A 16,106-nucleotide genomic window follows, 5' to 3' on the forward strand; every position below is an offset into this window, starting at 1 on the left:
CGTCAGCAGGCGCCGCTAGCTCAGTTGGTTAGAGCAGCTGACTCTTAATCAGCGGGTCCGGGGTTCGAGTCCCTGGCGGCGCACGATGACGATGGCGATCCATGTCCGCAGAAAGCGCGGACCTGGGTCGCCATCTCTGTTGTTGCGCGGACATCCCTCTGCCGATCCCCTCGTTTGGCCGGATACGCTCTGGCCATGGCAGCCCGGGACCTCCAGGAGCGGATCAAGAAGCTGATCGTCGAGCGGCGGCTGCCCTCGGGCGCCCCGCTGCCGACCGAGCCGGAGCTGATGGAGTACCTCGGGGCGAGCCGGAACTCGGTGCGCGAGGCGCTGAAGGCGCTCCAGGCGATGGGCATCGTGGAGATCCGGCACGGGTTCGGGACGTACGTCGGCTCGATGTCGTTCGCGCCGATGATCGAGGGCCTGGCCTTCCGCACGGTCGCCGGGCACTACCGGGGCGAGGACTCCCTGCTCCAGCTGCTGGAGCTGCGCGAGGCCGTGGAGACCGGGCTGGTCTCGCGGCTGGCCGGACGGCTGCCCGAGTCGGACCTCGTTGAACTGGATGCCCTCGTCGCCCGTATGGAACAGGAGGCCGCACAGGGAGCCGGCCTCGCCGAGACCGACCGCGCCTTTCACGCCGCCCTCTACCGGGGGCTGGACAACGTACTGCTGAGCGAGGTGCTGGAGGCGTTCTGGGACGCCTTCCACCGGGTGCAGCGGGATCTGGTGGACGTGCCGCAGGACCCCCGGGTCACCTGTCGCCAGCACCGGGAGATCCTGGACGCGGTCCGGTCCGGGGACTCGCCGCGGGCGGAGGAGGCCATAAGGGATCACTTCGGCAACATCCGCCTCCGCCTCTCCACGACCGGCGCGCCCCGGCCCTCCGGGAGCACCGGCGCACCTCGGTCCCCCGAGCCCCACACGCGCCACAATGAACGGGTTTGACCGGTAAACACCGCGTTTCGCGTCTTGCGATCATGCTGAACGGCGTAGAACCCTGGATGTCCAAGCTGCGGCCCATTGGCGGCAGTTGGGGGGAAGTAACCGGTTGCACACCGACGGGGAGGGGGCCCCTGCAACCGGAAGGGCGCGATCCTGTGTCTGTGGAGTGGGGAAGACGTGGGGAAACGCGCCGTCAGTCGCGCCACCATTGATCAAGGAACACGCGGTGCACCGCGTGTGGGGGGAATGACTCATGACGTCGACGCCGAGGGGCGCCGGGCAGAGCCACGCTCACGATCGGACCGACGACCCGTCACGGACCACACAGCTGAGGGCGGTCACCCATCGGACGGGTCAGTTCCGCCGCATACGGAAGAGCCTGCCGAGATACGACTACGAGCACTACAGCCGGCTCGCCGGCCCGCTCACCCAGCCCGACCCGGCGAAGCCGTACACGGTGGCGTACCGGTCGCTGCTGTCCCAGGAACCGCACCGGATACGCGCGGCGCTCATGCTGGGCGCGGCCCCGATCCTCTCGCTGGTCCTGCTGTTCTGGCTGCTGCGCCCCGCGCACTGGACCGAACGTGACTATCCCGCCTACGACTTCCTGCCGGCCCTCGACGTCGTCATGCTCGTCTCGATCGGTCTGATCGAGTTCTTCCGCTGCCTGAACGTGCTGTCCAACGCGCACGCCACGCTGGTCGCCCGTGACCCGGTCCCGGTCGTGCCCGAGACCGGCACCCGGGTCGCCTTCATCACCACCTTCGTGCCCGGCAAGGAGCCGCTGGAGATGGTGACCAAGACCCTGGAGGCGGCGGTGCGGCTGCGCCACCGGGGCCTGCTGCACGTGTGGCTGCTGGACGAGGGCGACGACCCGGCCGTCAAGGAGGTCTGCGCCCGGCTCGGCGTGCACCACTTCACCCGCAAGGGGGTGGAGCAGTGGAACCGGCCCGAGGGGCCGCACCGCGCGAAGACCAAGCACGGCAACTACAACGCCTGGCTGGCGGCGCACGGCGACGCCTACGACTACTTCGCCTCCGTCGACACCGACCACGTCCCGCTGCCCAACTACCTGGAGCGGATGCTCGGTTACTTCCGCGACCCGGACGTCGGCTTCGTCATCGGCCCGCAGGTCTACGGCAACTACGACACGTTCGTCACCAAGGCCGCCGAGTCCCAGCAGTTCCTCTTCCACGCCCTGATCCAGCGCGCCGGCAACCGCTACGGCGCCCCCATGTTCGTCGGCACCTCCAACGCCGTACGGATCAGGGCGCTGAAGCAGATCGGCGGGCTGTACGACTCGATCACCGAGGACATGGCGACCGGCTTCGAGATGCACCGGGCCAAGAACCCGGCGACGGGGCGGAAGTGGAAGTCCGTCTACACGCCGGACGTCCTCGCCGTCGGCGAGGGCCCGAACGCCTGGACGGACTTCTTCACGCAGCAGCTGCGCTGGTCCCGGGGGACGTACGAGACGATCCTCAAGCAGTACTGGAAGGGCCTGTTCACACTGGGGCCGGGCAAGCTCTTCAACTACACGATGATGATCATCTTCTACCCGATGTCCGCCCTCAACTGGATCCTCGCGGCACTGAGTTGCGCCCTGTTCCTCGGGCTGGGCGCCTCGGGCGTGAACATCGACCCGACCGTGTGGCTGATGCTGTACGGCAACGCCTCCGCGCTCCAGATCGGCCTGTACGTCTGGAACCGGCGGCACAACGTCTCCCCGCACGAGCCGGAGGGGTCGGGCGGTGTCGCGGGCATGGTGATGTCCGCGCTGTCCGCGCCGATCTACGCCCGCTCGCTGATGGACGCGGTGCTGCGCCGCAAGAGCACGTTCGTCGTGACGCCCAAGGGCGAGTCGGCCAGCCCCGACACGCTGTTCGGGACGTTCAGGGTGCACTGGTTCTTCATCCTGGTCTTCGGCGGCTCGCTCGCCGCCGGTTTCGTGTTCGGGCACTCCCACCCGGCGATGATCGTCTGGGCGGCCCTCGCGCTGCTGATCACCGCCTCGCCGATCCTCGTCTGGCGGTACACCCTGCGGCAGGAGCGGCGCGGGCCCGCGCCCGTGGCGGCGGGGACCGGGCCGCAGGACTCGGTGCCCGCCGCACCGCACCCGGCGCCGGCGCCGCAGCAGCGGCCGTCCTGGGCGAGCGCCGGACCGCCGGCGGGCCCGGCCGCGGAGACGAACGAACAGACCATGCAGATCGCCCTTGGCGGACTTGGGGGACGTAAGGAATGAAGGACCAGGCCGGCCGACGTCGCGCCCGCAGGCTCGCGATCGGCACGGCGGTGGTGCTCGCGCTGGCCGGGATGAACGGGCCGTGGGTGTACCGCTTCGCCACCGCGCAGTACCACCAGTACAAGATCAACAGACCCGAGTACAAGGCCGAGAACGGCCACTGGGACGTCATCGAGTTCCCCAAGGAGTTCCGGCAGGACACGATCCACGCGTCCCTGCTGCGCACCGGGAAGATCCTGATGATCGCGGGCTCGGGCAACAACCAGGACAACTTCGACGCCAAGAAGTTCGACACCCGGATCTGGGACCCGGTCAAGGGCACGATCAAGAAGGTGCCCACCCCGGCCGACCTGTTCTGCACCGGCCACACCCAGCTCGGCAACGGCAACGTCCTGATCGCCGGCGGCACCAAGCGGTACGAGAAGCTCAAGGGCGACGTCAAGAAGGCCGGCGGCGTCATGATCCTCTACAACGAGAACCCGGACAAGCCGATGACGCTGCCGGCCGGCACGCGGTTCACCGGCAAGCAGAACGGCAGGACGTTCGTCTCGCAGGACCCGGTGCTCCTCCCGCGCGCGACGAAGGTCTTCGACAAGACCGGCACGTGGCTGCGGAACAACCCAGGTTACGGCCGGGTCTACGTCGAGGCGCCGCGCGAGGGCACCCAGTACGAGACCGGCACCCAGGACAACTACACGGTCCAGGGCCTGTCCGGCGCCGACGCCCGCAACACGTACGGCATCGCGCAGAAGCTCGCCCTCGACAAGAAGGACTTCGAAGGCATCAAGGACGCCTACGAGTTCGACCCGGTCGCCGAGCGGTACATCAAGGTCGACCCGATGAACGAGGCCCGCTGGTACCCGACGCTCACGACCCTGTCGGACGGCAGGATCCTCAGCGTCTCGGGCCTGGACGACATCGGCCAGCTGGTGCCGGGCAAGAACGAGATCTTCGACCCGGCGACGAGGAAGTGGACGTACACGAGGACGACCCGGCAGTTCCCGACGTACCCCGCGCTGTTCCTGATGCAGAACGGGAAGATCTTCTACTCGGGGTCCAACGCCGGGTACGGCCCGGACGACGTGGGCCGGGAGCCCGGCATCTGGGACGTCGGCAGCAACGCGTTCACGAAGCTGCCCGGGCTCGGCGACCCGAACATGATGGAGACCTCCGGGACCGTACTGCTGCCGCCCGCGCAGGACGAGAAGTTCATGGTGATCGGCGGCGGCGGGGTCGGTGAGTCGAAGCTGTCGAGCAGGAAGACGCGGCTCATCGACCTGAAGGCCAAACGGCCCGCGTTCGTGGACGGACCGCCGCTGGAGAAGGGGACCCGGTATCCGCAGTCCTCGGTCCTGCCGGACGACACGGTGCTGGTGTCGGGCGGCTCGGAGGACTACCGGGGGCGCGGCGACTCCAACATCCTGCAGGCGCGGCTGTACCACCCCGACAGCAACAGCTTCACCCGGGTCGCCGATCCGCTGGTGGGCCGCAACTACCACTCCGGCTCGATCCTGCTGCCGGACGGGCGGGTGATGTTCTTCGGGTCCGACTCGCTGTACGGCGACAAGGCGAACACCAAGCCGGGGAAGTTCGAGCAGCGGATCGAGATCTACACCCCGCCCTATCTGTACCGGGGTTCGCGGCCGTCGCTGAGCGGCGGTCCGCAGACGATCGCGCGGGGCGCCTCGGGGACGTTCACGTCGCGGCAGGCGGCCGGCATCAAGAAGATGCGGCTGATCCGGCCGAGCGCGTCGACGCATGTCACGGACGTGGACCAGCGGTCGGTCGCGCTGGACTTCAAGGCGTCCGGGAACAAGGTCACGGTGACCGTGCCGACGAACCGGAACCTGGTGCCGTCCGGCTGGTACATGCTGTTCGCGGACGACGACCAGGGGACGCCGTCCGTCGCACAGTGGGTCAAGGTGCCTTAGGGCTGCTTGCTGTTGCGGGCCAGGGCGAGTGCGTAACTCGCCCACCAGTCCCCCGCCTTCGGGCCCCCCTTGCACGTCCCGTCCGACTCCCCCGGGCGCTTGACCCACAGGTAGGCGTCCACGAGGGGGTCGGACGTCCTCGTCGTCGGGGTCTCGCCGAGGGCGCGGCCCGGCGGGTTGCACCAGCGCTGGCCCGGATCGCCCTGCGTGGCGGGGCCGTTGCCGTTGCGACTGGTGTCGATGACGAAGTGCTTGCCGCCCACCTTCGCCGAGAGCTGTCTGCCGTAGGCGAGGGAGTCCTGGGTGGAGTAGAAGTTGGAGACGTTGACGGCGAAGCCGTCGGCCTGCGCGACGCCGGCCTGCTGGAGGGACGGGAGGATCTGGTCCGGGTGGCCCCAGCCGGCGTTGCCCGCGTCGAGGTAGACCTTCGTGTTCTTCAGGGACTTGAGCGTGCTGATCGCGCCCCGGAGCAGGTCGTAGCGCTCCTCGTGGAACTGGTGGGGCGTGCAGCCGTCCACCAGGTGCAGTACGGCGTCCGGTTCGAGGACGACGACGGCCGGGCGGTCCTGGATGCCCCGGGCCACGCCGTCGATCCAGGCGCGGTAGGCGTTGCCGTCGGCGGCGCCGCCCTCGGAGTACTGGCCGCAGTCGCGGTGCGGGATGTCGTAGAGCACGAGCAGGGCCGTACGGTCGGCGTGCTGGGCGGCCTCGGTGAAGCCGCGGGCCTCCTGCTCGGGGTTCTCCGGGCCGATCCACTCCCCCACGGGCTGCTCGGCGATCTTCCTGATCTGCTCGGCGTCGGACGTCCTGCCCGCCTTGCGGTAGGCGGCGAGCTGACGGGCCGCCGTGCCGTCCGGGTTCACCCAGAACGGGTCGGCGGACTGGGGCTGTTGGGTGATCGGGGCGCCCGGGTCGGCGTTCTTGTCGCCGCCTCCGCCTCCCGAGGAGCAGCCGGCGAGCAGCAGCGCCGCCCCCAGCACCACCGCCGTGGACGCCCGCGCGCTCGCCCGGGCCCCCCTGCTGTCGTCCATTCGTTTCCCCCCTGGGCGCACTGGTCCGGGTGCCGTCCCATGCTGACATATCGGGACGCCCCGTCACGAGGTCGCGCGCCGGGGCGTGCGGGGTCAGTGCGAGGTGCCCGTGAGGTAGGCGTCGACCACCACGTTGGCGGTGTAGGAGCCCGTGGTGCGGTCGAAGGCGCCGCCGCAGGTGATCAGGCGCAGTTCGGCGCGGCCGGGGCGGCGGGGGCCGTAGGCCTGGTGGGCGTCGAAGCCGGTGCGGGGCATGACGCGGACGTCGTCGACGGTGAAGCGGGCGACCTTGCCGTCCGAGCGGACGACCCGGACCGTCGCGCCCGGTGTGAGCGTGCTGAGCTTGTAGAAGACGCCGGGCCGGGTCCTGGTGTCGACGTGTCCGACCAGGAGGGCCGCGCCCCTGGCGCCGGGCCTGGTGCCGGCGCCGTACCAGCCGACCACGCCCGGCTGGTCGAACGGCGGCGGGTCGACGGCGCCCTCGGCGTCGAGGCCGCGGGCCACCACGGGGGCCTGCACACCGAGCCGGGGGATGTCCACGCGCTGCGGCAGCGCGTCGCCGAGAGGCGCGGCCGCGCGGGGCAGCAGGGCGGGGTCCACGGCTCCGGAGGCCCAGGTGCCGCCCGTGGCCGTGCCGCCCGGTACGCCGGTGACCGCCCGGCCCCACAGCCACAGCCCGAGCAGCAGCAGCGCCCAGGTGGCGAGGGGGACCAGCCGACCGGTGCCGGTGCCGGGCTGCCCCTGGTCGTCGGTCATGCGGGCCCGTCAGCGGCCGGTGCGGCGGTCGCGGCCCCGGCGACCGCGGAGCCCGACGGCGAGCGCGGCGACCCCGGCCAGCCCGAGGCCGGTGACCGTCTCGGCGGTGTCGGGGCCGGACTCACTGGTGGCCACGGTGGCGAAGTGCGTGGCGGTACCGCCGCCGCCCGCGTGGACGGGGGCGACGGGAGAGGCGGCGGTGTCGGGCCGCCGGTCCGACTCCCCGGCCTGTCCGGTCTGTCCGGTCTGTTGTCCGCTTCCGCGGTCGGTGCCCCAGCCGGATCCCGGGTCGGTGCCCCAGCCGGATCCCGGGTCGGTTCCCCGGGCGGATGCCGGGTCGGTGCCCCAGCCGGATCCCGGGTCGGTTCCCCGGGCGGATGCCGGGTCGGTGCCCCAGCCGGATCCCGGGTCGGTTCCCCGGGCGGATGCCGGGTCGGTTCCCCGGGCGGATCCCTCGGCCGTCCCCCGGGCGGCGCCCCGGCCGCCCGTCACCGTGATCCGTCCGCTGAGGACGTAGTCGGCGCAGGTGATCCGCACGTCGTAGGCGCCGGGCGCGAGGGAGGAGCGGACGCGGGTCTCGCCGGAGAGGTGGCCTCCTTTGCCGGTCAGCCGCGCGTCGGAGACGAAGGCGCCCGAGACGGCGGTGCCCTCGGGACCGGAGCAGCCGCGGACACGCAGGGAGACGTCGGTACCGGGGGACGGGGAGCCGGGAGTCACGGAGACCGAGCCGCCGTCGGCCGCGTGGGCCGGCGGTGTGAGGGCGGCGACGGCCAGGATTCCGGTACAGACAGTGAGGCGAAGTGAGCCCATCGTGAACCTCCAGTTATCTGGAGGCTCCCCCGGCACAGGCGCCCCCGCATCCTCTGGGGGCGCCCGATTGCTCCATATGGGTGGGCCCGGGTTTGAAAGCCGCTGGTCAGCTGCGTCAGACGAGGTCGACCAGGTCCGCGATGGAGTCGACGACCCGGGAGGGGCGGAAGGGGTACCGGTCGACGGTGTCCGGCTGGGTGACCCCGCTGAGCACCAGGAACGTGCGCATCCCGGCCTCCAGACCCGCGAGCACGTCGGTGTCCATGCGGTCGCCGATCATCGCGGAGGTCTCGGAGTGGGCGCCGATCGCGTTGAGCCCGGCGCGCATCATCAGCGGGTTGGGCTTGCCGACGAAGTACGGCTTCTTGCCGGTCGCGGCGGTGATCAGGGCGGCGACCGAACCGGTGGCGGGCAGGTCGCCCTCGATGGAGGGGCCGACGTTGTCGGGGTTGGTGGCGATGAACCGGGCGCCGTTGTTGATCAGCCGGACGGCCTTGGTCAGGGCCTCGAAGGAGTAGGTGCGGGTCTCGCCGAGGATCACGAAGTCGGGCTCGTGGTCGGTGAGGATGTAGCCGATGTCGTGCAGGGCGGTGGTCAGACCGGCCTCGCCGATGACGTAGGCGCTGCCGCCGGGCCGCTGGTCGTCGAGGAACTGGGCGGTGGCCAGGGCCGAGGTCCAGATGTTCTCCTCCGGCACGTCCAGGCCCATCCGGCGCAGCCGGGCGTGCAGGTCGCGGGCGGTGTAGATGGAGTTGTTGGTCAACACCAGGAAGGGCCGGCCCGATTCGCGCAGCTTCTTCAGGAAGGCGTCGGCGCCGGGGATCGGAACGCCCTCGTGGATCAGGACACCGTCCATGTCGGTGAGCCACGACTCGATCGGCTTGCGGTCTGCCATGTTGTGCGTCTCCTGGCGTACGTGCGGTCGACAAGGCAAAGCGGGGGCGCCGGAACCACGGCGTACCGACGCCCTCCAGCCTAATGTTCGATGCCCTGATCCCGACCTGGTCGTCCGCCTGTCGATCGGCTCAGCTGCCGGTCGCCGACTTCCAGTCCTCGACGTACGACGTGAGGTTCTTGTCGATGTCGTTCCAGTCGGGCTCGAAGAAGTCGACGCCTTCCATGATCCTGGTGAGGGCGACGGCGTTGGCGTCGGTGGCCTTGACGTCCTGGCGGGCGCTGAAGCCGCCGCCGATGGAGCTGACCTCCTGCTGCTGCTTCTGCGCGAGCATGAAGTCGAGCAGCTTCTTTCCGTTCTCGCTGTGCGGGGCCCTGGTGACCAGGCCGGCCGCGTAGGGCAGGGCGAAGGTGGAGGGCTTGCCGTCCTTGTCGGCCGGGAACCAGATGCCGAGGTTCGGCATGGTCTTGGCCTGGGCGTAGTTCATCTGGACATCGCCGTTGGCGGCGAGGAGTTCGCCCTTGTCGACCTTGGGCGCGAGCTTGCCGGTGGAGGCGGACGGGCCGACGTTGTTGGCCTGGAGCTTCTTCAGGTAGGCGAGGGCCTGCTCCTTGCCGCCGAAGTCGTGGATCGCCTTGATGAGGACGGCGGTGCCGTCGCCGGCGACGCCCGGGGTGGAGTACTGGAGCTTGTTCTTGTACTTCGCGTCGAGCAGCTCCTCCCAGGTCTTCGGGGCCTGCTTCAGCTCCTTCTTGTTGTAGACGAAGCCGAAGTAGTTGTCGACGACGGAGATCCAGGAGCCGTCGACCGCCTTGTCGGCGCCGCTGACCTGGTCCGCGTCCTTCACCTCGTACTTCTGCAGCAGGCCCTTGGCGTCGGCCTCCTGGATGAAGGGGGGCAGGGTGACCAGCACGTCGGCCTGCGGGTTGCTCTTCTCGCGGACGGCGCGCTGCACCATCTCGCCGGAGCCGCCCTCGACGTACTTGACCTTGATGCCGGTCTGCCTGGTGAAGTCCGCGAAGACCTTGTCGTACCAGCCGTCGCCGTTCTCGCCCTTGAGGCCGTCGGCGCTGTAGACGGTGACCTCCTTGGCGTCGGAGGCGGTGGAGGTGCCGCAGGCGGACAGCGCGGGGGTGGCGAGCAGGGCGAGGGCTATGGCGAGCGAGAGGCGGTTTCTGGGCATGGCGAGGCCAACTCCTGGCGTTTTCACGGGGGTTACGGGAGTGGGGGGTGCTCTGCGGTGGGGGGGTGTCAGCGGTACGACGCCCGGGTGCGGACCCGGGAGACGGCGAACAGGACGAGCAGGGTCGCGGCCATCAGCACCACGGCCACGGCCGATCCGGTGAACAGGGCGCCCCGGTCGGTGGCCGCGTAGACCAGGACCGGCAGCGGGGTCCAGTCGGGCGGATAGAGCATCATCGTGGCGCTCAGCTCGCCCATGGACAGGGCGAAGCAGAGGCCGGCGGCGGCGGTCAGGGAGGGCAGCAGGAGGGGGAGGCGGACCCGCCACAGGACGTGGGCGGGGCGGGCGCCGAGGGAGGCGGCGGCCTGTTCGTAGGCCGGGTCGAGGCGGGTGATCGCCGCCGACACGGACTGGTGGGCGAAGGCCGTGACCAGCACGGTGTGCGCGAGGATCACGATCCACCGGGTGCCGTTGAGCAGCAGCGGCGGCTGGGAGAAGGCGACCAGGACCGACAGTCCGACCACGACGGAGGGGACGGCGACCGGCAGGACGAACAGGGCGTCCATGATGCTGCGGTACCGCTTCCTCAGCCCCGCCGCGGCGAGCGCGGCCCAGGTGCCGACGGTCAGCGCGAGCAGGCTGGCACCGAGGGCCGTGAGCAGGCTGGTGGTGAGCGCCTGGAGGGCCTCGCCCCGGGTGGCGGCACGGTAGTGGGCGACGGTCGCGCCCGAGGGCAGGACGCCGGACCAGTGGGTGGCGAGGGAGGCGCCGAGGATGACGAGGAGGGGCAGGGCGAACAGCGGCAGGAAGAGGACGGCGAACACCGTCCACACGGCCCACCTGGCCCCGCGGCTATGCACCAGCACGACGGCTCACCACCCGGTAGAGGGCGTAGAGGCCCACGGAGATCAGGACGTTGACGACGGCGACCACGCACGCGCCCGGGTAGTCGGACTCCAGGATCGCCTTGCCGTAGACGAGCATCGGCAGGGTGGTGACGCCCTTGGCGCCGGTGAACAGCACGATGCCGAACTCGTTGAGGCAGAGCACCAGGACGAGGCTCCCGCCGGCGGCGAGCGCGGGCAGCGCCTCCGGCAGGATCACCTGCCGCACGATCCGCGGCGCCCGCGCGCCCAGCGAACAGGCCGCCTCCAGCTGGGCGGTGTCCAGCTGCGAGAAGGCGGCGAGCAGGGGCCGCATCACGAACGGCGTGAAGTAGGTGACCTCCGCCAGCAGCACGCCCCAGGGCGTGGTGAGGAACTGGAAGGAGCCGACGATGCCCGTGCTGCCGTAGAGGAACAGCAGGGCCAGAGTGATGAGGAAGGACGGGAAGGACAGGTACACGTCGATGAACCGCGCCACCCCCTTCGCCCCGGGGAACGGCACGAACGCGATGACCAGCGCCAGCAGGAACCCGAGGAGCAGACACCCGGCGGTGGAGGCGAGCGCCAGCCAGACGGTGGTCCACAGCGCGTGCCGGAAGGCGCCGGAGGCGAGGACGTCGGCGTAGGGCCGCAGGGAGGTGCCGCCGGAGTCGGGCCGGAAGGACTGCTGGACGACGAGGGCGAGCGGGTAGAGGAAGAAGAGGGCGAGCAGGGCTATGGGAGGCAGGGCCCACGCAAGCGCCCCGAAGGGGCGCGGGGCCGTGTTCGACGTGCGGCTGCCGCCGGGCGGGCGCGACCGGCCACGGACGGCCCGCGTGCGCTCTGCGGCCTCAGCCATGACTCACCTCTGCGGGCAGCAGAACCGCGTCGTCAGGCATGAAGTGCAGGGTCACAGGGTCGCCGTGGACCGGCGGAGCCTTCAGTTCGCGTACGTCCGCCATGACCGTGTGCCCGTCGACCTCGACGTACAGCCGGTGTGTGGCGCCCCGCCACTGGATCTCCCGTACGACGCCGGCGAGTTGGTTGGGGCCCTGGCCCAGGCCGACGAGGTGCGGCCGTACGCACAGCGTGGCCCGCGCTCCCGCGGCCACCCCGTTCGTGCCGACCTTCAGCTCGGCCCCCGCGAAGGAGACCCCGCCGGTCCCCACGGTCACGGGCACCAGGTTCGCGCCGCCCACGAAGGAGGCGGTGAACGCGTCGGCCGGGGAGCGGTACAGCTCCCTCGGCGTCCCGCAGGACTGGAGCCGTGCCTTGTCCATGACGGCGATCCGGTCGGCCAGGGTCAGCGCCTCGACCTGGTCGTGGGTGACGTACAGCATCGAGACGTCGGGCAACTCCCGGTGCAGTCGGGCCAGTTCGGCCAGCATCCCGGAGCGCAGCCGGGCGTCCAGCGCGGACAGCGGCTCGTCCAGGAGCAGTACGTCCGGGCGGATGGCCAGCGCGCGGGCGATGGCGACCCGCTGTTGCTGTCCGCCGGACAGCTCGCGCGGATGGCGGCGGGCGTAGGCGGCCATGCCGGTCATCTCCAGCGCCTCGGCGACCCGTTGCCGTATCTCGCTCCTGGCCGTCTTCCTGGCCCTGAGCCCGAAGGCCACGTTCTCGTCGACCCGCAGGTGCGGGAAGAGCGCGTAACTCTGCACGACCATGCCGATGCCACGCCGGTACGGCGGCAGGTCCGTCACGTCCCGGCCGCCGAGGAGCACCCGCCCGGACACGGGCCGTACGAACCCGGCGACCGCCCGCAGCGCGGTGGTCTTGCCGGAGCCGGACGGCCCGAGCAGCGCCATGACCTCGCCGGGCTCGACGGTCAGGTCGAGGGAGTCGAGAGCGAGGGTGTCGACGTTGCCGTCGTAGGCGACGGTGACGGAATCGAGGCGGATGCCCATCTCAGCGCGCTCCCGACAGCAGCGCGGGCAGCCCGGCCACGGAGTCGAGGACGTGCGTGGCACCGGCGGCGCGGAACTCGGCGTCCCCGTGGGCCCCGGTGCGTACGCCCGCGACCAGCCCGGCGCCCGCCCGTACCCCGCTGAGCACGTCGTACGAGGTGTCGCCGACGACGGCGACCTGGCGCACGTCGTCCGCGGCCCCGGTGCGGACGAAGGCCGCGAGGACCATGTCCGGGTACGGCCGTCCGCGCCCGCCGGCGTCGGCCGGGCACAGGGTGAGCGGGACGGGGAACGAGGAGTCCCGCCAGCCGAGGGCGTCGAGGACGGCGTCCTGGGTGACCCGGGCGAAGCCGGTGGTCAGCACGACGGTGCGACCGCTGCCGGCCAGCTCCTCGATGGCCTCGCGGGCGCCGGGGACGGGGGCGACCAGACCGCCGTCGACCAGCTCGCCGTAGGCCTTCTCGAAGGCGGCGTTGGCGCGCTGGGCCCTCTCCTCGGTGCCGAACAGGTGCCGGAAGACGGAGATCTTGGACTCGCCCATGGTGGCGCGGACGTACGCGAGGTGCTCGGTGTGCTCGGGCGAGCCGGTCTCGACGCCGAGTTCGGCAGCGGCAGCGGCGGCGGCGAAGGCGCGCTCGACGAGGCCGCCGTCGGCGACGGTGGTGCCGGCCATGTCGAGGACGACGAGCCGGATGTCCTGCGGGATGTCGGTCATGAGGGTGTTCACCAGCCCAGTTCGTTCGCGGTCGTTTCGGCGATCGCCGGGGAGCAGGTCATGCCGCGCCCGCCGGGCCCGGTGACCAGCCACACGCCGTCGCCGACCTGCTGCCGGTGCACGACCCGGCTCGGGTCGGTGCACTGCGCGTACACGCCGGCCCAGCGGTGGCGGATGCGCGGCAGCGGGCGCCCGAGCAGGGACTCGACGACCGCGGTGAGGTGCTCGTAGGGCTCCTCGACGGTGTCGAAGGCGGAGGGGTGCTCGTACTCGTGGGTGTCGCCGATGGTCAGTGCGCCGTCGGCGCGCTGCACCATCAGCAGCTGCATCCTGTGCTCGGCGGCCGTCGGCGCCTGGGGCTGTCCGGCGTTCAGCGCGTCCAGCGCCGGGGAGCCGTAGGCGGGGTAGTAGCGGAAGCTGTCGGCGTCCGCGACGGAGGTGGTCAGCGGCTCGCCCAGCGGGTCGGTCTGCATCATCTGCAGGCGGACGCGGCGCACGGGCAGGTCGGGTCCGGCCAGCTCGCGGACGAGTCCGCCGAGCCAGGCGCCGGTGCACAGGACGACGGCGTCGGCGTGGTGCACGTCGCCGTGGTCGTCCCGCACGGCGCCGGGGCCGACCACGTCGCGGACCTCGCGGCCCGGCAGGAAGGTGTAGTCCGGGGACTTCAACAGCTCTTCGCGCAGGGCCAGTTGGGCGGTGCGCGGCTCGACGGCCGCGTCCCGCTCGCAGTACAGGGCGGCGGTGAACTCGCCGCGCAGGGCGGGGTTCAGGGCCCGGGCCTCGGTGGGCAGCAGCAGCTTGTAGCCGCGGTCGGCGGCGTCCGGGCGGGCGACGGCGGCCTCGGCGACCGCCAGCTCCAGGGGGCCGCGGACCGGGGTCAGCGACCCGTTGGCCCGGAACCCGAGCTTCGGCACCCGGGCGCCGATCTCCTCCCACAGCTCCCGCGCCCGCAGCGCGGTCTCCAGCTCTTCTCCACCCGCGCGGCCGCTGACCCAGATCTGCCCGAAGTTGCGCAGCGAGGCGCCGCGCGCCTCGGTCTCGCGCTCGATCTGGACGACCTGGTGGCCGCGCTGGACCGCGTGCCAGGCGTGCATGGTGCCCACCACGCCTGCTCCTACGACTGTCACTCTCACGTCGGCAACGCTCCTCGGGATCGGGTAACCGGAGATATCCGGCTGTCAACGAGAGCGTGAACGACCCCTCAAGTTTGGGCTAGACCCGTTATCTTTTCGTGACACAACTGAGAGTGCCCGGGTACTCGCTTCTCAGCCGCGCAGGTGCGTGGTGAAGGAGAACCGGTCGCCCCGGTACAGCGAGCGCACCCGCTCCAGCGGCCCGCCGTCCGTGTCCCGCGAGACGCGGTGGATCAGCAGCATCGGCAGGGCGGGCGGCGTACCGATGAGCAGCGCCTCGCGGGGGGTGGCCAGCACGGTCTCGATGCGCTCGTCGGCGTCACCGAAGGCGATGCCCTGGGCGGTGAGATAGCCGTAGAAGGAGGAGTCCGGGTCGAAGTCGGCGTCCAGCCGGGGCACCCGCGCGACGGCGACGTACGTGCTCTCCAGCCCGACCCGCTCCTCGTCGGCGAGCAGCACGCGCTCCAGGTGCCACACGGGCTCGCCCCGGGTGAGCCCGGTCTCGGCGGCGAGGGCCTCGGGGCACGGGAAGCGGTCGAGGGTGACGAGGGTACGGCCGGGTGTACGGCCCTGCCGGCGCACCCCCTCGGTGTAGCTGGCGAGGGACAGCGGCTGGGCGAGCTTGGGCCCGGCGACGACGGTCCCGCGCCCCCGGCGCCGCAACCGCCCCTCCAGCACCAGCTCCCGCACCGCCTGCCGCACGGTCTCGCGCGCGACGTCGTAGCTCTCGGCCAGATCCCTCTCGGTGGGGATGGGGCTGCCCTCCCCCAGCTCCTCCAGCAGCGCGGCTATCCGCGCCTTCACGGCGTAGTACTTGGGGATGCGCCCGTGCTCGGGGATGCCGGAGCGGACGGGGGCGCCGGGGGCCTGGTCGTTCGGGTAGTCCACGCAGGGATATTCGCAGACGGCGGGAGCGTTTCCGGTACGGGACCCGGCTCAGCGACGCCGACGGGCCAGCAGGAACGCCCCTGCCCCGGCCCCGCCCAGGGCTCCGGCCACGGCCGCCGGGCCGACGGCGGACCCGGTCCCGGTACCCGCCAACTCGCTTGCCCGCTCACCGACTTCACCCCCCGCCTCGGCACCGGCCCCCTCATGGTCTCCCTCGCGCACGATCCCGAACACGTACGGATCGGACTGCCCGACCCAGTCCCCGTCGTCCCCGCCCCGGCGCTGGACGACGGCGGCGCCGGCGGTGACCCGGTCGGCCACGGCGTCCGAGGTGATCGAGAGCCGCACCCTGACGCTGACCGTCCTGCCGGGCGGCACGGTGAACCCGTCGAACCCGGCGGCGTCCAGCACCCCGACCAGCTCCTGCTCGTCGGTGCTCTCGAACGGCACCGGCCGGGCCCGGGAGCCGTCGTAGAAGTCCAGCCGGGGCTGGTCCGCTTTCAGGGCGCGTCGGCTGTCGACGAGGACGACGACCGGGTGGACACCGGTGCAGGTGCGCCGGGTGGTGTTGGTGAGATCGATGTACCAGGTGCCGAATCCGCCGCCCGCCTCGTACGACTCCGGCCCCCCGCGGATCCGGGCGGTGAGCGGGAAGGCATGCGCGTCGGATGCGGCACACGCGGGACGCGCGGTCGCACCGGCGGCCCGGGCGGCCGGTGCGGACAGGGGGACGAGGAGGGCGACGGCAGCCGTGACGGGGACGGCGACCGCGGCCAGGCGCGGGAGGGGGGACGGGGGCGGGGGCGGAGC

General features: G+C 71.6%; 15 protein-coding genes and 1 tRNA gene. 4 read left to right on the forward strand and 12 right to left on the reverse strand.

Annotation, left to right across the window (positions count from 1 at the left end; genetic code table 11):
• The first annotated feature begins 9 nt into the window (after positions 1-9).
• From BIV23_RS41630 to glxA, 4 genes are all read left to right on the forward strand, one after another.
• Positions 10-83 (forward strand) — tRNA-Lys (locus tag BIV23_RS41630).
• Between the two features lie 112 nt (positions 84-195).
• The gene (locus BIV23_RS41635) at positions 196-945 is read left to right on the forward strand and encodes a FadR/GntR family transcriptional regulator (protein ID WP_071386208.1); all 750 of its coding nucleotides are present in this window, start codon (positions 196-198) and stop codon (positions 943-945) included.
• A 250-nt stretch (positions 946-1,195) separates the two neighbouring features.
• On the forward strand, positions 1,196-3,184 hold the full coding sequence (locus BIV23_RS41640) for a glycosyltransferase family 2 protein (protein ID WP_071386209.1): 1,989 nt from the start codon (positions 1,196-1,198) through the stop codon (positions 3,182-3,184).
• Complete coding sequence (glxA, locus tag BIV23_RS41645) at positions 3,181-5,115, forward strand: radical copper oxidase GlxA (protein WP_071386210.1); 1,935 nt, start codon at positions 3,181-3,183, stop codon at positions 5,113-5,115. The genes BIV23_RS41640 and glxA overlap by 4 nt, the downstream gene beginning before the upstream one ends.
• On the opposite strand, the gene BIV23_RS41650 is transcribed toward glxA, so the two are convergent.
• The 12 genes from BIV23_RS41650 to BIV23_RS41705 all read right to left on the reverse strand — a co-directional run.
• Complete coding sequence (locus BIV23_RS41650) at positions 5,112-6,146, reverse strand: glycoside hydrolase family 6 protein (protein ID WP_071386211.1); 1,035 nt, start codon at positions 6,144-6,146, stop codon at positions 5,112-5,114. The genes glxA and BIV23_RS41650 overlap by 4 nt on opposite strands.
• A gap of 93 nt (positions 6,147-6,239) precedes the next feature.
• Positions 6,240-6,902, reverse strand: coding sequence for a class F sortase (locus tag BIV23_RS41655; protein WP_071386212.1), 663 nt, complete (start codon positions 6,900-6,902; stop codon positions 6,240-6,242).
• A gap of 9 nt (positions 6,903-6,911) precedes the next feature.
• Positions 6,912-7,712, reverse strand: a complete 801-nt coding sequence (locus tag BIV23_RS53730; protein WP_071386213.1) for a hypothetical protein — start codon at positions 7,710-7,712, stop codon at positions 6,912-6,914.
• A 115-nt stretch (positions 7,713-7,827) separates the two neighbouring features.
• Positions 7,828-8,607: an HAD-IIA family hydrolase gene (locus BIV23_RS41665; protein WP_071386214.1), complete on the reverse strand. Its 780-nt coding sequence runs from the start codon at positions 8,605-8,607 to the stop codon at positions 7,828-7,830.
• Positions 8,608-8,737: 130 nt separating this feature from the next.
• Positions 8,738-9,790, reverse strand: coding sequence for a 2-aminoethylphosphonate ABC transporter substrate-binding protein (locus BIV23_RS41670; protein ID WP_071386215.1), 1,053 nt, complete (start codon positions 9,788-9,790; stop codon positions 8,738-8,740).
• 68 nt (positions 9,791-9,858) lie between these two features.
• Complete coding sequence (locus BIV23_RS41675; RefSeq protein WP_071386216.1) at positions 9,859-10,656, reverse strand: ABC transporter permease; 798 nt, start codon at positions 10,654-10,656, stop codon at positions 9,859-9,861.
• A complete protein-coding gene (locus tag BIV23_RS41680) occupies positions 10,643-11,392 on the reverse strand; it encodes a 2-aminoethylphosphonate ABC transporter permease subunit (protein ID WP_071386221.1) in 750 nt (249 codons plus the stop codon). Before BIV23_RS41680 ends, BIV23_RS41675 begins: the two co-directional genes overlap by 14 nt.
• A 112-nt stretch (positions 11,393-11,504) precedes the next feature.
• Complete coding sequence (locus BIV23_RS41685; RefSeq protein ID WP_071386217.1) at positions 11,505-12,560, reverse strand: ABC transporter ATP-binding protein; 1,056 nt, start codon at positions 12,558-12,560, stop codon at positions 11,505-11,507.
• Position 12,561: 1 nt separating this feature from the next.
• The gene (locus tag BIV23_RS41690) at positions 12,562-13,275 is read right to left on the reverse strand and encodes an HAD family hydrolase (RefSeq protein WP_107471432.1); all 714 of its coding nucleotides are present in this window, start codon (positions 13,273-13,275) and stop codon (positions 12,562-12,564) included.
• A gap of 8 nt (positions 13,276-13,283) precedes the next feature.
• Complete coding sequence (locus tag BIV23_RS41695; RefSeq protein ID WP_071386219.1) at positions 13,284-14,408, reverse strand: TIGR03364 family FAD-dependent oxidoreductase; 1,125 nt, start codon at positions 14,406-14,408, stop codon at positions 13,284-13,286.
• 132 nt (positions 14,409-14,540) lie between these two features.
• Positions 14,541-15,296: a GntR family transcriptional regulator gene (locus tag BIV23_RS41700; RefSeq protein ID WP_071386220.1), complete on the reverse strand. Its 756-nt coding sequence runs from the start codon at positions 15,294-15,296 to the stop codon at positions 14,541-14,543.
• 48 nt (positions 15,297-15,344) lie between these two features.
• A partial coding sequence (locus tag BIV23_RS41705) for a hypothetical protein (protein WP_425443582.1) occupies positions 15,345-16,106 on the reverse strand: 762 nt, incomplete at its 5' end.

This window comes from Streptomyces monashensis (assembly GCF_001866665.1).
Taxonomy (GTDB): Bacteria; Actinomycetota; Actinomycetes; order Streptomycetales; family Streptomycetaceae; genus Streptomyces; species Streptomyces monashensis.